The sequence below is a fragment of the Flavobacteriales bacterium genome (assembly GCA_025210295.1).
Lineage (GTDB): Bacteria > Bacteroidota > Bacteroidia > Flavobacteriales_D > Parvicellaceae > S010-51.
This window is the reverse complement of the sequence record JAOASC010000018.1, coordinates 22682-40703: the sequence shown is the minus strand read 5'-3', so window position 1 is coordinate 40703 and position 18022 is coordinate 22682. Positions and strand designations below refer to the sequence as shown.

Sequence of the window (18022 nt, the reverse complement as noted above, 5' to 3'; positions counted from 1 at the left end):
CAATGAAAAAGATTGTTAAATTTGCTTTAAATACTGTCCCTAGACCGTTATTGATACGTTTAAGTTACGTATTTAAATTTTTCGCACCTGTTATATTCAAAGGAGACAATGTCGAATGTCCCGTATGTGAAAAGAAATTCAAAAAATTCCTTCCTTATGGGTATAATGAACATCAAAGAGATAATGTGCTATGCCCCTACGATTTGACCTTAGAGCGACACCGTCTAATGTGGGTTTATTTAAAAACAAAATCCAACTTTTTTACAGACAATTTAAAAGTCATGCATATTGCCCCTGAACAATGCTTTTATAAAACTTTTAGAAATCAAAAAAATATTGATTACACTACAGGAGATTTAGAGTCTCCATTAGCTGATCTTCATTTTGATTTACATAATATTCCTTTAGAAGATAACCAATACGATGTTATTTTTTGTAATCATGTAATGGAACATGTTGACAATGATGTTCAATGTATGAAAGAACTGTTACGAATTATGAAACCAGGAGGTTGGGGAATTTTTCAAGTACCGATTGATACTTCAAGGGATACCACCTATGAAGATCCAAGCATTACAGATCCCAAAGAGCGAGAGAAACATTTTGGACAATACGACCATGTTCGTTTATATGGTTCTAACTATCCCAATGTTTTGCGTTCAGCAGGCTTTGAAGTTGAAGAATATGACTTTACAAAAGAGTTAGATGAAGAAACATATCAAAGATATCGTTTTCAAAAAGGAGAAATGTTGTATATTGTACGTAAAAAATAATGCAACAACAAGTTTTTAATATTGCCAGTATTCAGGAACTAGACCAAGTTGCTCTAGCAATAAAAAAACTTTGTTCTACCCATACCATTTTTGTCGTTGATGGAGAAATGGGGGCTGGGAAAACAACACTTATTTCAAAAACTTGCCAATATTTAAATATAGAAGACGAACCATCTAGTCCAACATATAGTATTGTAAATACTTATTATTCTGAAGATTTTGGAGAAATAAACCATTTTGACTTTTATCGTATAGAAGATGAAGAAGAAGCTCTTGAAAGTGGATTAGATGAGCCCTTGTATAATGGTAGTATATGCTTTGTAGAATGGGCTGAGAAAATAAGCAACCTTTTACCACAAAACTATATAAAGGTAACGATAAAAACCTTATCGAATACTAATAGACAAATAACTATAACACTATGATCACATCTGGAGATGCCTTAAAGTCACTAGCTAGAGAAGCTGCTCTTTTACCACAAGAGGAGATGCTAGAAATCGGAAAGAAAAGACAAAGTCTATTTATTGGAATTCCGAGAGAAACCGAATTTCAAGAACATCGTGTAGCTTTAGTTCCTGAAGCAGTTTCTTTACTCATCAACAATGGGCATCGAGTTTTGATCGAAAGTAATGCTGGACGCCATGCTAATTTTTCTGATAGAGATTATAGTGAAGCAGGAGCTGAAATAGCTTATTCTACGCAACAAGTATATGAAGCTGATATTATTTTAAAAATCACTCCTCCATCTACTAAGGAGATTGAGATGATGAAACATAAACAAACTCTATTTTCTGCTTTACAATTGACGGTACAACCTGCCAATACCTTGCGTAAATTGATGGAGAAAAAAATTACTGCTATTGCTTGGGACTATATTAAAGACGAAGAAGGTATTTTTCCTATTATTCGATCTATGGGTGAAATAGCAGGCACTACATCTATTTTAATTGCCGGTGAATTATTAAGTAATGTCAATGAAGGAAAAGGACTAATGCTCGGTGGTGTAGCAGGGATTACTCCAACAGAAGTTGTGGTAATTGGAGCTGGAACAGTTGGTCAATTTGCGACAAGAAGTGCGTTAGCTTTAGGAGCTTCTGTTAAAGTTTTTGATAGCTCTGTTTACCGATTAAGAAGACTTCAACGTGATTTAGGTCAACACATTTTTACTTCAGTTATTCAACCAAAAGTACTAAAGAAAGCATTGATGCGAGCAGATGTTGCTATTGGGGCTTTAAGGGCTTCTTATGGACGAACTCCTTGTGTTGTATCAGAAGAAATGGTTGAAAACATGAAAGATGGGTCTGTTATCATTGATGTGAGTATAGACCAAGGAGGGTGTTTTGAAACCTCTAAAGTTACCACACATGAGAAACCAACTTTCGTTGATCACGGAGTTACCCACTATTGTGTGCCTAATGTAGCTTCAAGAGTATCAAGAACTGCTTCTTATGCCTTAAGCAATATTTTTGCTCCCTTAGTATTAGATATCGCCGATGGAGGTGGCTGTGAAAAACTAATTAGGGTCAATAAAGGATTTAGACATGGGGTTTATATTTATAACGGAACATTAACCTCTTCTTACTTAGGAGAAACGTTTACCCTTCCTTATAAAGATTTGGATTTATTAATTAGTGCTTTTTAAAATTTTTCGATAACCATTTTATGAAAAAAGTAATCAATTATAAAAACGCCCCTGCTCCAATTGGGCCATACAGTCAAGCTATTTTAAAAAATGATACATTGTATGCCAGTGGTCAAATTGCGATTAACCCTAGTACTAATGAATTGGTATTGACTTCTATTGAAGCCGAAACTACTCAAGTAATGGAAAATGTAAAACGTGTATTAGAAGCTGCCAACATGGACTTTTCTAACCTTGTAAAATGTTCTATTTTCTTGAGTGATATGGCTAATTTTGATGCTGTTAATAAAGTTTACGCTTCCTATTTTACCGATCTACCACCTGCAAGAGAAACAGTAGCAGTATTAGGCTTACCCAAAAATGTAAATGTAGAAATCAGCTTTATAGCTGTTCATCACTAAGGTTTTAGCACAAATATCCCCTCATAAAAATCTAGCCCGTGTTTAAAGTAAGCTTCTTCTATTGCTATAAACCCATTTTCTTCTAATAATTCATCCGTTTTTCGATTCAGGTTACATCCCGCTCCTACTCTTTTCCAAATTGGATTTATTAAGTTTTGAAATTGACTTTTAACAGGGTGTTTAGAATGAATATGTTCTAAAATAATTAATTTTCCATTCTCCTTTAACAAACCTTTAACAATCGAAAGTGCTTGTTTTAAATTGGGGACAGTACAAAGTACCAAAGTACAAACAATAGCATCAAAACCTCCTGCAGGTTTTAAATCATAAAGTGTTTCATCCTCAATACCATAGTTAAAAACACTTATGTTTAACTGTGTCAATTTTAGTTTAGCCTTTTCTAGCATTGGAAGCGATGGTTCTATTCCAATTACTCGACAAGATTCATCGTAAAATTTAAAGTTAATTCCTGTTCCACTACCAATTTCTAGGACATTTCCCTTTAAGTCAGCTATTAATCGTTTTCTTCTAAAACCAATACGTTCTTCTATATTTTCCATAAAAGAATCATAATATCGAGCAAATAGTTTTTCGTATCGCTTTCCCATAAATCAAAAATACAAAAAGAAAGCCGTTTCAATTATGAAACGGCTTTCACCACCTTACAGAATAACTAGTATTTTATCGAAGTGAAACCACTCTGCTTCGTAACCAGTTGTATCCTTTAACTCCTAAAAAATAAAAAGGTTACAGTTTTAACGAAAAAATAACACTCTTATCATTCATTTATGAATATTCGTTGATTTCATCAATGCGTTTGTCCATATCAAAGCATAAAAAAACCCCCTATAAATAGGAGGTTTTAACAAATTGTGTATTACTACAAAATTAGTTTACTTTTTCAGAAAGTTCGCTACCAGCTTTAAACTTAACAATGTTTTTAGCTTTAATAGTAATAGCTTTACCAGTTTGTGGGTTACGTCCTTGTCTCTCAGCTCTTTTAGAAATAGAGAAAGATCCGAATCCTACTAAAGCAACTCTATCGTCAGCTTTTAAAGCTCCACCAACAACTGTTACAAAACTGTTTACTGCTCTTTGAGCATCTGCTTTTGTTAATCCTGAATCTGCAGCAATTGCATCTACTAATTCTGATTTGTTCATAATTTAATTTTTTATGGGTTAATAATTAATTTGTTATCCCAAATATATACGTAATCCCACGCCAGTCAAGGGATATAGACCAAAATATATACATTTTGTTAATAATTCTAGTTAAATGTTAACAAGCAGAAAGTTTTTCCTGTATTTTCGGGTGTTTTTAAGGGTGATTTCATCATATTCTACTCGATATTTAAAATCCTAAAAACTTGTTAAATCCTCTGAAAACCAGCTTTTATACTCATTTTTATTTAAGTAGAATTACTTTCTACACTTTAGGATAAGCTTCAAAAAGATAAAGCTCCAAAAAATGATTTCTCTACGCATCACTATCTTTTTGTTTACAATACCCACACTTTTTTAATATCTTTTGCACTTAAATTATTTTGAACAAAGTAAATACCCTATTTTTGTAGAATATATCGCATAAATATTTATACATACATATGAATAACGAAGCCGTTGATCAAGTTTCAGAGCTACAATTAAAAGTCAAAAATATTTTTTCCGAATATTTAAAGGAAAAAATGCATCGTAAAACACCTGAACGCTTTGCTATACTCAGCGAAATTTATGATTATGATGGTCATTTTGACATTGAAACATTGTATGTGAATATGAAAGAAAAAAAATACCGTGTAAGTAGAGCTACATTATATAACACCATGGAGTTGTTGCTAGATTGTAATTTAGTTAGAAAACACCAATTTGGTCAAAACATTTCTCTTTTTGAAAAAGCCCACGAATCTAGACAACATGACCACATCATACTTCAAGACACCAATGAAGTCATTGAATTTTGTGATCCACGTATCCAACATATAAAATCTACTTTAGAAGATGTTTTCAATATAGAAATTGATAGTCACACGCTGTACTTCTATGGAAAAAGAAAATAAAATGCAGAACTTTACATTTAATATAAAACACTTCGATAACTATTTCATTGCACAGTTAGAGGGTCGAATCATGAATGACGACACCATAACTGAATTATTAGAAGCAATTACTAAAGCTTTAGAAAAGAATGATAACATTATCTTAGACCTACAAAAGTTAACTTACCTTAATAGTAGTGGCTTAAATTGCTTTATAACCATACTAACTAAATCACGCGTTAAGGGGGGAGAAACAATTATCACCAATATTCCCGAAGTAATTAATAAACTGCTTATCATTTCAAAACTCAATACTGTTTTTGAAATTAGAACGTCACTTGAAGAAGCTCAAAAAGAATTTTCATTAATCAAATCTTAAAATTAACTATAACTTACTATAACAATGGCTGTTGATGTATTATTAGGTCTTCAATGGGGAGACGAAGGAAAAGGAAAAATAGTAGATGTACTAACACCTAAATACGATATTATTGCTCGTTTTCAAGGAGGGCCAAATGCTGGACATACGCTAGAATTTGAAGGTATTAAACATGTTTTACATACTATTCCATCTGGAATTTTTCATAAAGGAGTAAAAAATGTTGTCGGAAATGGAGTCGTAATTGATCCAGTAATCCTAAAAGTTGAAATCGATAAATTAATCGAAATGGGAGTTCACATCAATGAACAACTTTTAATTTCCAAAAAAGCTCATTTAATTCTTCCCACCCATAAATTATTAGATAAGGCATCTGAAATTGCAAAAGGGAAAAACAAAATAGGTTCTACTCTTAAAGGTATTGGTCCAACATATATGGATAAAACGGGGAGAAATGGTCTAAGAGTAGGTGATATTTTTGCCGATAACTTTAAGGAGAAATACCAAGCTTTAGTTGAAAAACACATCAACATTTTAAAACATCATAATTTAGAATACGACTTAGAAGCCCTAGAAGCTCCTTTCTTCGAAGGTATTAAAACAATTAAAGGTCTAACAGCAATTGATAGTGAGCATTATTTGAACAATGCCATGAAAGCTGGGAAAAAGATTTTAGCTGAAGGAGCGCAAGGTACACTGCTAGATGTTGATTTTGGTACTTATCCTTTTGTGACTTCTTCCAATACAACTACTGCTGGTACAAGTACAGGTTTAGGAATTGCCCCTAATAAAATCAACAACGTTATTGGTATTTTTAAAGCTTATTGTACACGTGTAGGGAGTGGTCCTTTCCCATCGGAAGAAGCTAACGAAACAGGTGAGCAAATTAGACAATTAGGTCACGAATTTGGTGCTACAACTGGTAGAGAAAGAAGATGTGGATGGATTGATTTGCCTGCATTAAAATATGCTATTATGATTAATGGTGTTACAGAATTATCAATGATGAAAGCAGATGTTCTAGATACTTTTGAAAGCATAAAAGTTTGTACACATTATAACTATAAAGGTGAAATCATTGATTATTTCCCTTATTCAATTAATGATGGAGAAATAGAACCTATCTATAAAGAAGTTAAAGCATGGAACACTGACTTAACTCAACTAAACAATCAAGCTGATTTTCCAAAAGAACTTTCTGACTATATTGCTTATTTAGAGCAAGAACTAGAGACTCCAATCACAATTGTTTCTGTTGGACCTGACCGTTCACAAACCATTGAAGTCAACTCAGTTTTAGTTTGATCTAATACTACAGAAAAAGGCCTAATATCAATTATTAGGCCTTTTTATTTAAAATTGTAGTTCCAACAAATAATTTAACGAAACGATAACACCCTCGTCTAATTTTATCTACTTCTTTTGTTAAAAAAATTATGAAAACAATTAAAACTACAATCTTAGGGCTTATTTTCTTTGCTAGTATTAATAGTATCATGGCTCAAGAGCTTTCTTTTGGAGCAAAAGGAGGAATTAATTATACCACAATTGCTAACACTGATAATTCTAATGGTATAGGATATCATATTGGAGGGTTAGTTGATATTGGTTTATCTGATGTCTTAAACTTTAGAACAGAGTTATTATTATCTAACCGTAGAATTGCATTTACAGAAAAAACAGAAGTTTTTAACGTTAAAACCGAAATAAGTGGTTCTGCTAACCCATTGTATATTGCTATTCCTATATTATATCATTACGATATCAACGACAACCTATCTTTTATGGCGGGGCCACAACTATCTTTTATAGCCTCTAACTCTAGTAAATTTACTACAAAAACAACCGTTGGAAGTCTTGATCCTGTTGAAACAAAAAGTACTTCTAGCTCAACTAATGGAATGAGAAGTATGGAGTTGGGGATTGCTTTAGGGGGAGAATATAACCTTTCTGAAAACCTGGGACTAGGTCTAAGATATGTTAGAGGACTGCAAACAAAAACTGATTTTGATAATGCTGAAGATTTTCAAAATATTTTACAATTATCTGCTGCTTATAAGTTTTAAAACAAGTGCTAAATATTCTAATTAAAAAAACCTAAACAATTGTTTAGGTTTTTTATTTTCCACTATATCGAGAACATTATATCGACGACATAACAATGCTACCGCTGATCTGGTCTGGCTCCCAACAAACTAAAGTATTAATAAATAGATATATTACCACTTACAGAAGAATATCTAGGAGATGGGGCTAGAACAACTATTAGTTTACCCCAATTGGTACTTAAACACCTTTCGGTGATATTTTCGTCATTCCCCATCAGTTTTACTTTATATTATGAATAAGAAAATGAAAACCTTGATAATAGGTGAACCTATTAATTTAAAATAATTAAAACTAGAATAAGAGAATCTTCTTAAATTTGGAACGAACTATGAAACAGATCAACTTTAAGACCGAAAAAACAGCACGCTATTTTACATTAGGTACACTTAGCTCAAAAACTAAAAACATTTGGATAGTGTGCCATGGTTATGCACAATTGGCTAACCATTTTTTAAAATGGTTTGAATCAATTGACTCTGAAGAAAACGTTATTATAGCCCCTGAAGCTTTACATCGTTTTTATTGGAAAGGATTTGATGGGAAAGTTGTTGCTTCTTGGATGACAAAAGAAGATCGTTTAAACGATATCGCTGATTATGTTAACTACCTAGATCAAGTTACGCTTTCGATTTTACAGCACGTTAACCGCAAAACTATAAAATTAAATGTACTTGGTTTTTCACAAGGTGGAGCAACTGTTTGTAGATGGGTTACACAATCCAATTTAAATTTTGATAGCCTCACCCTTTGGGCTGGAGCTTTTCCAGAAGACATTGATTATTTTGAAGAACGTGATTTTTTTAACACTCTCAATTTACATTTAGTCATTGGAGATGAAGACCCTTTCTATAGCAAAGAGCGTGTAGCTAAGCAAACTCAATTACTGGCTGATAAGGATATTAATTATACGTTAATACGTTTCCAAGGAAACCATAAGGTCCTCCCTATTCCACTTAAAGAACTGGAAGAAAGCCTTAAGAACTCTTAATATGGAAATGAATTATAAAGCTATTATTCAACAGATTGAAACAAATTATAACGTTTTATTGTCTGAACCTTGTGTAAAAGACCTTATTCAAGCCATCAAAATACAGTCTGTTGAAAAAAATACATCATTGATTAAAGCAGAACAATACTCCAACACGATTTATTTTATTGTTAAAGGATGTGCAAGAGCATATTATTTAAAAGATGGTAAAGAAATTACAGACTGGTTTGCTTTCGAAAACGACTTTATTACTTCCATTAATGGGTATTTCCTATCCATCCCAAGCCCTTATAATATCGAAACATTAGAGCCAACTATTCTCGTTGGATTTTCTCGAGAAACTATTAATAAACTTTCTCAAAAACACCACAGTTTTACACAACTAGAAAAAGCGATAGTAACCAAAACAATGCTTCAATTACAAGAACGTATTGTAGCACTTCAGTTTAAAACAGCACAAGAAAAGTATCAAAGTTTATTAGAATTCTATCCTTCAATCACACAACGTGTTCCACTTACGCAATTAGCTTCTTTTCTAGGTATCACATTAGAAACGTTAAGTAGGATCAGAAGCTCAAAGAAAATTTCTCTTCCTAAATAACAATCCCGTTTCGAATTTGATATACATCAAATGATCTTAAATAAGAATCCATTTCCTTTGTAAAAAATCATTTAACACAATGAAAAACTTACATCGACTTTCAGGCATTATTGTTTCTTTATTTATTATTGTTCATTTAACCAATCATTTGATGGCATGGTTAAGTATAGAAAGTCACCAACACTTTTTAGAAACAGCTCGTACCATCTACCAACACCCTTTGGTAGAACCATTTCTTTTGGCTTGCTTTGCTTTTCAGTCGATATCAGGAACGCTGCTCTTTTTTAAATTAAGAAAAAATTCCCATCTATCAACTTCTGATAAAATTCAAATGTATTCTGGACTAATCTTAGGTGTTTTTCTACTACAACACATTTCTGTAAGTGTTGGACAGCGCATTTTAACAGGTTTAGATACTAACTTCTATTTTGCAGCAAATGTTGTGCTAAAATGGCCTTTAAAACTTTACTTTATTCCCTACTACTTTTTGGGTATTTTTAGTTTAGGACTCCACGTAGCAAATACCCATCGTATAAAAATTTCCACTTATATTGGAATAAGAAAAGCAAACCTACACTTCTACATTATTGTGATAACTTTTACTGCTATTGCCATCATTATTTTGTATTTATTAATGGGCGGGCACTACCCCATCGAAATGCCAGAACAATACCTTTACTAACCCTGAATTTCCAATTGAGGGTAGTCTTTTAATTTCAACAGCAAAGCTTCTTTTTTCTTTAAAGGGAACTCCAAAGTTATCAAGCAATCCAGCTCAAATTGTTGTGTGATAATTTTCAAATCAAAAATCTTTACAAGGCTCATCATGACATTCATTTCTTCATATTTAAAATGAATGGTAATTTGCTCGGTAACTTCTTTTGTAATGATTTTAGCATTTTCTAAAGCTAGCTTTGCTCCCTCTTTATAAGCCTGAATTAAACCACCTACCCCAAGTTTTGTTCCTCCAAAATAACGTACTACAACCACTAATACATTGGTTACTTCAAATGAATTGAGTTGTCCATAAATTGGTTTACCTGCAGTATTATTAGGTTCCCCATCGTCACTATAACGATATTTCTCACCTTTTAATCCTAATTTAAAAGCATAACAATGATGCCCGGCATCTTTAAATTCCTCCTTTAGCCCTTGCATATATTCTTTGACCTCTGCTTCAGAAAATACTGGAAATGCAAAAGAATAAAACTTACTACCTTTTTCCTTAAAGAAACTATCCGATTTTGTAGCTATCGTTTGAAACTCGGTTTCCATTTATCAATCAGCTAAAGCAACAACTTCCTGAACTTCCGGCATATGTGACTTCAATAAGGACTCTATACCTCCTTTTAAAGTAGCTGTAGAAGAAGGACAACCACTACAAGAACCTTTCAATACTACTGTTACAATTCCAGTCGTTTCATCAAACGATTGAAAATGAATTGCGCCTCCATCACTCTCAACGGCTGGCGTTACGTACTCTTCCAATAAATTTACAATCATTTGGTCTGCCTCAGTTTTGATCACTGGAGCTTTTTTAGCTGCCGCATTTGCATGAGCTGTTGAAGCATTAGCCTCTACAACAACCTCAGGCACTTTTTCTACTATCACCTCATTTTTTCGTACAAAATCAACAATAAAAGACTGCAACTCATTGGCTACATACTCCCATTGTAAAGCATCTGATTTGGTTACCGTAATAAAATTTGAAGCGATAAATACGCCTTGTACAAAAGGGAAATTAAATAACTCCACTGCTAATTGTGAATGTCCATTTGCGGAAGATTGTGTCAAAAACTCTGCTGTTTGGCCACCTTTAATTAACATAACATCTGCTACAAATTTCATTGTAGATGGGTTGGGGGTGCTTTCGGCATATATTGTAACTGGTCTCATGATTTCATTTTTTTACAAATATAAACATAGTATCTAAACTAAAATCTTAAGAATTTATAATTTAACAGCAACCTAAAAAACTCCCGTTAATTGATACTAAATTTGAGTAAATACTCATTTTTATTAGCAACTCAACTATATCGAACGATATTTTCCACAAAAACATCGTACATTTACACTAAAATATCTATAATGAGACCATATTTAATTTTAATTATTTCATTCTTACTTTCTTCTCTATTCATTAAAGCGCAATACTATGTACAGTACTTTGATGGTGCAGATACTTCGGTAAATAACTCTATTTTAATTGATTTAGACAGCACTTCTTCCAATATTTGGCAAGTAGGCCCACCTCAAAAAAGCATTTTTGATAGTGCTGCCACCGCGCCTAATGCACTAGTTACGGATACGATTAATTTTTACCCCATCAACAACACTTCTTCATTTCAATATACAATTCTACCCTGGCATATGTGGGGAATAATCGCTATTCAATGGAAACAAAAACTAGATATGGACCAAAAAGCTGATGGTGGATTAATTGAATTTTCTACAGATGGTGGAACAACATGGGATAATGCCTTTAATAACCCTTACGTTTACAATTTTTATGGATATGATACGAGTAGTATTGATACTTTAAATAATGGTTCTGTAGGCTTTACCGGAACGGACAGTACTTGGAAAGATATATGGCTTTGCTACGACATGAATTGGGTTAGTATAAATGACAGTATAATTATTCGCCACACCTTTCTTTCAGATTCTATCAACAACAATAAAGAAGGCTGGCTCATTGATAATATGATGATGCATGTTACATGGATTCATACCATCAATGAGAAGAAACAAGAAGATTACATGAGCGTTTCTCCCAAACTGACCTCAGGAATAATTGATATTTCGACTAAAAAGCTTGATGAATTTCATATCATTGAAAAAATTGAATTAATCAATTTAGAAGGAAAAACCGTAAAGAAATGGGGAGTTTCTCCTACGAAATTCTATATCGATATTAGCGACCAACCAAATGGAATTTATCTTTTAAATATTACAACCAATAAACAAGCTGAAACCTTTAAAATAGTACTGGAGCACTAAACTTATGGAGAAGCATAAAGTAGTTTATTATCTCTTGGTTATAGTAATATTAACCCTAACAGTATTAAGCTTTAAGAGCGGACACACTCCTACCCCATATTCCTATTCAAACCTCTCGCTATTCCCAAAGATGCCTGAGACCAATAATCCAGCTACGATTGAAGGCGTAGAATTAGGACGCTACTTATTTTACGACTCAACATTGAGTAGAGACCATTCAATGTCTTGTGCCAGCTGTCACCAACAAGCATTTGCTTTTTCAGATGCTCCTCATAGATTTAGTCAAGGAATTGATGGTCAAATTTTAAGTCGTAATACCATGCCGCTCTATAACCTTGCTTGGTATCCTACATTATTTTGGGACGGAAGAGTGCTTAGTATTGAAGCGCAAGTCTTTCATCCAGTTAGGGCACATAATGAAATGGACTTAGATTGGAAAACAGCAACTAAACGTATTCAAAAAAATAAATTGTATCGTCGTTTATTTCTAAAAGCTTTTGGAACCAGTACAATTGACAGTTTACTTATTGCTAAAGCGATTGCTCAATTTGAACGCACATTGATTTCTAATAATTCAAAATACGATCAAGTTTTAAGAGGAGAAGCTTATTTAACCCCCGACGAGTATAAAGGCTTTGAACTAATGAATGATCAAACTAAAGGAGATTGTTTACACTGCCATACTACTGATGCAGATATTTTAGGCACAACAACTAAACTCAGTAATAATGGACTGAGTAAAGCCTTAAAACCTGAAGATTACTTAGATAAAGGGAAAGCTGAATTTACAGGAAAAGATAGTGATGTGGGCTTATTTAGAATTCCATCTCTTAGAAATATTGCCGTTACAGCACCCTACATGCATGATGGGCGTTTTAAGACACTAAAAGAAGTCCTTGATTTTTATAGTGAAGGTGTTAATCAAAGCTTTAATATTGACTCCAAAATGGAATATGCACATCAAGGAGGGGTAAAACTAACAAGTGAAGAGAAAGAAAAAATTATTGCATTTTTAAAAACACTAACAGATACCTCATTTTTAACCAACCCCGAGTTTAGTAACCCGTTCAAAAAAAAATAATCAGAAAATTAAATCGACTAATTCTATTACAAAGCAGTGTAGAATAAATCAATCATTTCTTTATCACTTTCTAGTGATTGACTTTTGTAAGCTTTTACTACTTTCTTATCTTGTTGAGTTGCAACAGTTACACTACTTAATTCTTGGTCACTAAACGCCAAATCATCTAGTTCTTCTGCTAACTCTTTTGTAACCACAACAGTTTCAGCATCTGCCAACTCATCTGTATCAAAAGCTCTAGTATTACTTTTTTCATTTACAGCCAATTGGTCTCCCTCCATTTGATTAGTATGACCTTGCGAAGTTGCTGTGCTAAACTCAAAAGCAGGAGCCTCTTTTTTTGCACTGGGTTCTTCTGCTATAACAGGTGCTTTATTTCCACTTTCTGCCAATTCTACCACCACAGTTTCTCTTTCAAGCTCTGCTTCTTCTTCATTGACATTTTCATCAACCGTTATGCTTTTTTCTTTATGAATTTCTTTTTCTAGCTCTTTTATCGCGTCCACCTTATCCTCCTCTAACATGGCCAATTCTTTATGTTCGGGCATAAATAGATTTTCCCTATTTACGAACACCCCAATTAACAAAGCAATTGAAGCCGCTATTGAAAACCAGAAAAAACCTTTGTTTTTACGTTCTTGTTCTTGTTGGATGGGAACAACTTTTACATCATTCTTGGTTTCTATTCCTTGCTCCCATCTTGTTTTCTCAAAAGCAGCTACCAAACTTTCTTTCAAAGCTGGGTTCGGAACCAACTCACTTTCAACAGGAGCTTCTTCCATTACCAAAAGTAATTGTCGCATGGCGTCATACTCTTCTTTTGTAGTAATGGCTTCATGAACCAATTTCAATTCATCTGGAGACAAGTTATCATAATCTTTTGTCAACAAATAATATTCTATGTCATTCTTATTAAATTCCATAATGTTATAATATTCCCAATAACAATAAAGCTGATATCGCTATTGGATTAAACTCTTTTAAATTAGCACTCAATTTCTTCAACGTATAAAAGACCCTAGATTTAACCGTCCCTTCAGACACCTCTAAAACCTCAGCAATTTCTTTTAAACTTAATCCTTGCTTAAAACGAAGTATAAATACTTTTTTGTGTGATTCACTCAATAAATTCAATTCCTCCTTTAAACGAGCATTAAATAAGGAACGGTCCACTTTTTTTATCGATTCATCTGTATGCTCTCCCACAATATTTTCATGTAGATCATTATTAGATCCTTTTCTTACCTCTTGCTTTCTATATTCATTCTTACACATATTATTGGCTATACTAAAAATCCAAGTTTTAAATTTTAATTTACTATTAAACAAATGTGGTTTTTGAATAATTTTAGTAAACAACTCTTGCATAAAATCTTCGGCTTTTAACTGATCTTGCCACAACATCCTATAAAAATAGTTAAGCATCGGTTTACTATAACGGTCATAAAGTTCGGTAAAGGCACGACTATTCCCTTTAACAACTTCATCCATTAGCTGTTCATCTGTATAAGTGGTATATGCTTGTTTATTCAATTTCACTCTTTCAGCTTTGATTCAACTAATGCTTTTTTCCCGTTATACGCTGCGATTTTCAATGTTGTTTTCTTCAATGCTTTAGCTTTCTCTATGTCTCCATATTCCACATAGTAGTTATGTAAATAAATAAAAGGCAAAAGATAATTGGCCAACACTTGTTTTTGCTTGAATGAAGAAGGGGGACTTTCAATCGTTGTTTTTTTAAACTGATTTTCCCATTTCTCTTTAATCAACAAGACATTATCAATAGGCTCTTCAGAATATTTAAAAACGAGCCCTGTTAAATAGAGTTTTTGATATAACTTTTGAATAACAGCCTTATCAACGGTCATTGCTAAATAAATATTTTTATCAGCGTTGTTCTGAATAACATCTACAATTAAATCAGCTCCTTGGTATTTTTTCTTATACTTTAACCCCGCTCTTTTAAGCACTTTATCTTTATAAACTTTATCCTTTAAGAGCCCTACATTGATAATGGTCACATCTTTTCTAACCTTTTTTACATCCTGTGTTACCCATACTGGATAGGTGTCATCATATCCGTTGGTAAACAAAATAGCATTAATAGGTAATGACATTAAAACATTATAATTGTATTCCATGATGTAATCTGAAATGGTATTGCTCTTATATAATTTAGTCGAAAATACTCTCCTATCCATAGCATTATCCGTCATTTCATAATACGCCATAAAATCATCATACAAGTCTACATTCTCTGGATAGACAGCATAAGCTTTTTGAAGAAACTTAAATGTCTCTTCATTTTTTACAGTTGCAGTTAAATAAGCATTGTAATTGTATTCAAATGAATTTTGATCTTCAGCAGTAGTCGATAAAGAGTAGGTTTTAGCAGCTCTCTCTTTTTTTAGTACATCTTTTTGTGGTAAGGCACTTTCTCCTGTTTTACTTTCTTCTAACTCTTCTTCTATTTGAGGGCTAGATGGGGTTATTGCATTGTTGCTATTCATATTAGAATTACTCTGAGCAGTAGCTTCTAATAAAGGAAACAAAAGCAATATGTATATTAAATACTTCATTATCGTTTTATTAAAAAAGTTGTTTTAACCTAATCTTTTGTATTCAAAAATTGACATTAAATAACTTCAAATTCAATAGCATATACCCGTAAAGATAATGAAAGTTCAATTTATCATGAATTTATTTTAAGATTTGTAAATTTGCCTCAAATTTTAACCAGTAAATATGCGCTTATTTTTTTATTCTATAGTATTGATCAATATTTTGTTATTAGAAGCTTGTAGTGACAGTAACAACCAGTCGAAATCCAATAGCCCATCCTACTATTTTCAGACAACTGGACATGCGCAAGGAACGACTTACAATGTAATATACAAAGATGAAAAAGAGCGTGATTTGTCTACAACCGTGGATTCCATCCTAAAAGCATTTGACCAAGAACTTTCTATTTATGTGGACTCTAGTACGATTTCTCAAATCAATAAACTACCTGGGGACACGAGTCTTCAACTCATCAACCAACCTCTTTTTGAAGAATGTTTCCGTTTAGCTAAAGAAGTATATCATAAAACAAATTATGCTTTTAACCCTGCCATATATCCCTTAGTTAAATATTGGGGATTTTTAAATTTCGAACAAGGAGATCAAGAACATCAACAAACTAAAATTGATTCATTATTACGAATGATAGACTTTTCAGACAGTGCGATTACCATTTTACCAGGTGATAACTACAACATTATTCAGAAAAACAAAACCGCTAGCTTTGATTTTAATGCCATTGCCCAAGGCTATTCTGTAGATGTAATTGCTAGTTACCTTAATAAACTTGGTATAGAGCACTATATGGTAGAAGTTGGTGGAGAATTAAAGACCAAAGGAAACAACTCAAAAGGTTCAACATGGAAAATTGGAATTGATCAACCAATAGAAAATTCAAAACCTGGTGAAAAGGAATTTCAAATAATTGCAGGCTTAAACAATAGTGCTTTAGCAACCTCAGGTAACTATCGAAAATTTTATGAAAAAGATGGTGTAAAATATTCACATACTATCGATCCAAATACAGGAAAACCAGTACAACATCAACTCCTAAGTGCTACAGTTATTACTGACAACTGTGCTTTAGCTGATGCTTATGCTACCGCTTTTATGGTAATGGGGACAGCGCAATCAAAAACCTTTATTCAAAACAATCCTGATTTACATTTATCCGTCTATTTGATTTCAAGTGATTCAACAGGTAAATGGACGACATGGCAAACCGAAGACTTTCAAAATTTTATTGTTGAGTAACCAATATTTACGCTCCTATCTCCCATTAACACTATTTAACAGCACATTTTTTTTCATAAGATTAAAGTATTTTTATATTTGTGGTTATTGGAAAATTATAACGATTTAAACCTAAAATAGTAAGTTTAAACATGGATTTAGGAAACACAATGAATGATGCTACACCCCAACAAACAACAGAAAGTGGGGCGCATACAGATATTAGAGCTTTAAATGAATTGATTCAAAAAGAAAGTGCTTTTATAGATTTGATCAAGTTAGAAATGAACAAGGTTATTATCGGTCAATCGCACATGGTTGAACGTTTATTAATAGCACTTTTAGCGAATGGTCACATTCTATTGGAAGGTGTTCCAGGACTAGCCAAAACACTTGCAATTAATACTTTATCAAAAACAATTGATGCTGATTTTAGTCGTATTCAATTTACTCCTGATTTATTGCCTGCCGATTTATTAGGAACCATGATATACAATCAGAAAAAAGAAGAATTTATCTCTAAGCAAGGTCCTATTTTTGCTAATTTCATCTTAGCCGATGAGATCAACCGTGCTCCTGCAAAGGTACAAAGTGCTTTATTAGAAGCCATGCAAGAAAGACAAGTAACGATTGGAGATGAGAGCTTCCCTTTAAAAGAGCCTTTTTTAGTAATGGCTACTCAAAACCCTGTAGAACAGGAAGGAACCTATCCATTACCTGAAGCACAGGTCGATCGTTTTATGTTAAAGGTCGTTTTAGGGTACCCAACTAAAGAAGAAGAAAAATTGGTTATTAGAGCCAATGTATCAAAAGCTGGCTTCCCTAAACCTAATAAAGTTGTTACAACCGATACTATTTTAAAAGCAAGAGAAGTTGTAAAACAAGTCTATATGGATGAAAAAATAGAGCAATACATTGTTGATATTGTTTATGCCACACGTACTCCTAAAGACTATGGTTTAGATGAGTTAGAACCTTTAATTGAATTTGGAGGATCACCAAGAGCTAGTATTGCATTAGCTACAACAGCAAAAGCTTATGCTTTTATTAAGAAAAGAGGATACGTTATCCCTGAAGATATTCGAGCAGTTTGTCACGATGTACTAAGACACAGAATTGGTTTAAGCTATGAGGCTGAAGCTGAAAATGTAACTACTGAAACGATTATCAACACTATCCTAAATCGAGTAGATGTACCTTAATAACCTTACGATCTA

22 protein-coding genes are annotated in these 18022 nt (G+C 33.0%); 15 read left to right on the top strand and 7 right to left on the bottom strand.

Features of this window, described 5'->3' with window-relative positions; genetic code table 11:
* Window positions 1-2 precede the first annotated feature (2 nt).
* Genes N4A35_05740 through N4A35_05725 form a run of 4 tightly spaced genes read left to right on the top strand, consistent with a single transcriptional unit; the run spans window position 3 to window position 2816 of the window.
* Window positions 3-773 (top strand): class I SAM-dependent methyltransferase, encoded by a 771-nt coding sequence (locus N4A35_05740; protein MCT4580903.1) that lies wholly within the window; start codon window positions 3-5, stop codon window positions 771-773.
* The gene (gene tsaE / locus N4A35_05735) at window positions 773-1198 is read left to right on the top strand and encodes a tRNA (adenosine(37)-N6)-threonylcarbamoyltransferase complex ATPase subunit type 1 TsaE (GenBank protein ID MCT4580902.1); all 426 of its coding nucleotides are present in this window, start codon (window positions 773-775) and stop codon (window positions 1196-1198) included. The genes N4A35_05740 and tsaE overlap by 1 nt, the downstream gene beginning before the upstream one ends.
* Entirely contained in the window at window positions 1195-2415 is a 1221-nt protein-coding gene (locus N4A35_05730; protein MCT4580901.1) for an alanine dehydrogenase, read from the top strand. Before tsaE ends, N4A35_05730 begins: the two co-directional genes overlap by 4 nt.
* 20 nt (window positions 2416-2435) lie before the next feature.
* The gene (locus N4A35_05725) at window positions 2436-2816 is read left to right on the top strand and encodes a Rid family detoxifying hydrolase (GenBank protein MCT4580900.1); all 381 of its coding nucleotides are present in this window, start codon (window positions 2436-2438) and stop codon (window positions 2814-2816) included.
* Here the strand turns inward: N4A35_05725 and N4A35_05720 are convergent.
* Complete coding sequence (locus tag N4A35_05720) at window positions 2813-3424, bottom strand: class I SAM-dependent methyltransferase (protein MCT4580899.1); 612 nt, start codon at window positions 3422-3424, stop codon at window positions 2813-2815. The genes N4A35_05725 and N4A35_05720 overlap by 4 nt on opposite strands.
* A 280-nt stretch (window positions 3425-3704) precedes the next feature.
* Complete coding sequence (locus N4A35_05715; protein ID MCT4580898.1) at window positions 3705-3977, bottom strand: HU family DNA-binding protein; 273 nt, start codon at window positions 3975-3977, stop codon at window positions 3705-3707.
* A 443-nt stretch (window positions 3978-4420) separates the two neighbouring features.
* Here N4A35_05715 and N4A35_05710 point away from each other — a divergent pair, with 443 nt between their 5' ends.
* The 7 genes from N4A35_05710 (at window position 4421) to N4A35_05680 (ending at window position 9611) form a co-directional block, all read left to right on the top strand.
* The gene (locus tag N4A35_05710) at window positions 4421-4873 is read left to right on the top strand and encodes a transcriptional repressor (protein MCT4580897.1); all 453 of its coding nucleotides are present in this window, start codon (window positions 4421-4423) and stop codon (window positions 4871-4873) included.
* Window position 4874: 1 nt separating this feature from the next.
* A complete protein-coding gene (locus N4A35_05705; protein MCT4580896.1) occupies window positions 4875-5231 on the top strand; it encodes an STAS domain-containing protein in 357 nt (118 codons plus the stop codon).
* 24 nt (window positions 5232-5255) lie between these two features.
* The gene (locus N4A35_05700) at window positions 5256-6536 is read left to right on the top strand and encodes an adenylosuccinate synthase (protein ID MCT4580895.1); all 1281 of its coding nucleotides are present in this window, start codon (window positions 5256-5258) and stop codon (window positions 6534-6536) included.
* A 131-nt stretch (window positions 6537-6667) separates the two neighbouring features.
* Window positions 6668-7297 carry a PorT family protein gene (locus tag N4A35_05695; protein MCT4580894.1) on the top strand — a complete coding sequence of 210 codons (630 nt, stop codon included), beginning with the start codon at window positions 6668-6670 and terminating at the stop codon, window positions 7295-7297.
* A 371-nt stretch (window positions 7298-7668) separates the two neighbouring features.
* Entirely contained in the window at window positions 7669-8328 is a 660-nt protein-coding gene (locus N4A35_05690; GenBank protein ID MCT4580893.1) for an alpha/beta hydrolase, read from the top strand.
* A 1-nt stretch (window position 8329) separates the two neighbouring features.
* Entirely contained in the window at window positions 8330-8929 is a 600-nt protein-coding gene (locus N4A35_05685; protein ID MCT4580892.1) for a Crp/Fnr family transcriptional regulator, read from the top strand.
* Window positions 8930-9008: 79 nt separating this feature from the next.
* Window positions 9009-9611 (top strand): hypothetical protein, encoded by a 603-nt coding sequence (locus tag N4A35_05680; GenBank protein ID MCT4580891.1) that lies wholly within the window; start codon window positions 9009-9011, stop codon window positions 9609-9611.
* On the opposite strand, the gene N4A35_05675 is transcribed toward N4A35_05680, so the two are convergent.
* Together N4A35_05675 and N4A35_05670 are read right to left on the bottom strand one after the other, a co-directional pair.
* Window positions 9608-10204 (bottom strand): YigZ family protein, encoded by a 597-nt coding sequence (locus N4A35_05675; GenBank protein ID MCT4580890.1) that lies wholly within the window; start codon window positions 10202-10204, stop codon window positions 9608-9610. The genes N4A35_05680 and N4A35_05675 overlap by 4 nt on opposite strands.
* Window positions 10205-10207: 3 nt before the next feature.
* On the bottom strand, window positions 10208-10825 hold the full coding sequence (locus tag N4A35_05670) for a NifU family protein (GenBank protein ID MCT4580889.1): 618 nt from the start codon (window positions 10823-10825) through the stop codon (window positions 10208-10210).
* A gap of 192 nt (window positions 10826-11017) precedes the next feature.
* Here N4A35_05670 and N4A35_05665 point away from each other — a divergent pair, with 192 nt between their 5' ends.
* Together N4A35_05665 and N4A35_05660 are read left to right on the top strand one after the other, a co-directional pair.
* Window positions 11018-11929, top strand: coding sequence for a T9SS type A sorting domain-containing protein (locus tag N4A35_05665; protein MCT4580888.1), 912 nt, complete (start codon window positions 11018-11020; stop codon window positions 11927-11929).
* A 4-nt stretch (window positions 11930-11933) separates the two neighbouring features.
* Entirely contained in the window at window positions 11934-13010 is a 1077-nt protein-coding gene (locus N4A35_05660) for a cytochrome-c peroxidase (GenBank protein ID MCT4580887.1), read from the top strand.
* A gap of 26 nt (window positions 13011-13036) precedes the next feature.
* Here N4A35_05660 and N4A35_05655 read toward each other — a convergent pair whose 3' ends face one another.
* The 3 genes from N4A35_05655 to N4A35_05645 are packed head-to-tail and all read right to left on the bottom strand — an operon-like array spanning window position 13037 to window position 15589.
* Window positions 13037-13933 carry a hypothetical protein gene (locus tag N4A35_05655; protein ID MCT4580886.1) on the bottom strand — a complete coding sequence of 299 codons (897 nt, stop codon included), beginning with the start codon at window positions 13931-13933 and terminating at the stop codon, window positions 13037-13039.
* Window positions 13934-13937: 4 nt separating this feature from the next.
* Window positions 13938-14549 (bottom strand): RNA polymerase sigma factor, encoded by a 612-nt coding sequence (locus N4A35_05650; protein MCT4580885.1) that lies wholly within the window; start codon window positions 14547-14549, stop codon window positions 13938-13940.
* A complete protein-coding gene (locus tag N4A35_05645) occupies window positions 14546-15589 on the bottom strand; it encodes a hypothetical protein (protein MCT4580884.1) in 1044 nt (347 codons plus the stop codon). Before N4A35_05645 ends, N4A35_05650 begins: the two co-directional genes overlap by 4 nt.
* Window positions 15590-15755: 166 nt before the next feature.
* Between N4A35_05645 and N4A35_05640 the strand changes: the two genes are divergently transcribed.
* A complete protein-coding gene (locus tag N4A35_05640) occupies window positions 15756-16826 on the top strand; it encodes an FAD:protein FMN transferase (GenBank protein ID MCT4580883.1) in 1071 nt (356 codons plus the stop codon).
* A 149-nt stretch (window positions 16827-16975) separates the two neighbouring features.
* On the top strand, window positions 16976-18007 hold the full coding sequence (locus N4A35_05635; protein MCT4580882.1) for a MoxR family ATPase: 1032 nt from the start codon (window positions 16976-16978) through the stop codon (window positions 18005-18007).
* The last annotated feature ends 15 nt before the right edge of the window (window positions 18008-18022 follow it).

Bases quoted from the DNA above. Each gene is read 5' to 3' on its own strand.
- N4A35_05670 (MCT4580889.1), bottom strand. From the start codon at position 10,825: ATGAGACCAGTTACAATATATGCCGAAAGCACCCCCAACCCATCTACA.
- N4A35_05690 (MCT4580893.1), top strand. From the start codon at position 7,669: ATGAAACAGATCAACTTTAAGACCGAAAAAACAGCACGCTATTTTACA.
- N4A35_05740 (MCT4580903.1), top strand. From the start codon at position 3: ATGAAAAAGATTGTTAAATTTGCTTTAAATACTGTCCCTAGACCGTTA.
- N4A35_05700 (MCT4580895.1), top strand. From the start codon at position 5,256: ATGGCTGTTGATGTATTATTAGGTCTTCAATGGGGAGACGAAGGAAAA.
- N4A35_05695 (MCT4580894.1), top strand. From the start codon at position 6,668: ATGAAAACAATTAAAACTACAATCTTAGGGCTTATTTTCTTTGCTAGT.
- tsaE (MCT4580902.1), top strand. From the start codon at position 773: ATGCAACAACAAGTTTTTAATATTGCCAGTATTCAGGAACTAGACCAA.
- N4A35_05655 (MCT4580886.1), bottom strand. From the start codon at position 13,933: ATGGAATTTAATAAGAATGACATAGAATATTATTTGTTGACAAAAGAT.
- N4A35_05685 (MCT4580892.1), top strand. From the start codon at position 8,330: ATGGAAATGAATTATAAAGCTATTATTCAACAGATTGAAACAAATTAT.
- N4A35_05660 (MCT4580887.1), top strand. From the start codon at position 11,934: ATGGAGAAGCATAAAGTAGTTTATTATCTCTTGGTTATAGTAATATTA.
- N4A35_05725 (MCT4580900.1), top strand. From the start codon at position 2,436: ATGAAAAAAGTAATCAATTATAAAAACGCCCCTGCTCCAATTGGGCCA.
- N4A35_05645 (MCT4580884.1), bottom strand. From the start codon at position 15,589: ATGAAGTATTTAATATACATATTGCTTTTGTTTCCTTTATTAGAAGCT.
- N4A35_05680 (MCT4580891.1), top strand. From the start codon at position 9,009: ATGAAAAACTTACATCGACTTTCAGGCATTATTGTTTCTTTATTTATT.
- N4A35_05715 (MCT4580898.1), bottom strand. From the start codon at position 3,977: ATGAACAAATCAGAATTAGTAGATGCAATTGCTGCAGATTCAGGATTA.
- N4A35_05705 (MCT4580896.1), top strand. From the start codon at position 4,875: ATGCAGAACTTTACATTTAATATAAAACACTTCGATAACTATTTCATT.
- N4A35_05730 (MCT4580901.1), top strand. From the start codon at position 1,195: ATGATCACATCTGGAGATGCCTTAAAGTCACTAGCTAGAGAAGCTGCT.
- N4A35_05710 (MCT4580897.1), top strand. From the start codon at position 4,421: ATGAATAACGAAGCCGTTGATCAAGTTTCAGAGCTACAATTAAAAGTC.
- N4A35_05675 (MCT4580890.1), bottom strand. From the start codon at position 10,204: ATGGAAACCGAGTTTCAAACGATAGCTACAAAATCGGATAGTTTCTTT.
- N4A35_05640 (MCT4580883.1), top strand. From the start codon at position 15,756: ATGCGCTTATTTTTTTATTCTATAGTATTGATCAATATTTTGTTATTA.
- N4A35_05665 (MCT4580888.1), top strand. From the start codon at position 11,018: ATGAGACCATATTTAATTTTAATTATTTCATTCTTACTTTCTTCTCTA.
- N4A35_05720 (MCT4580899.1), bottom strand. From the start codon at position 3,424: ATGGGAAAGCGATACGAAAAACTATTTGCTCGATATTATGATTCTTTT.
- N4A35_05635 (MCT4580882.1), top strand. From the start codon at position 16,976: ATGAATGATGCTACACCCCAACAAACAACAGAAAGTGGGGCGCATACA.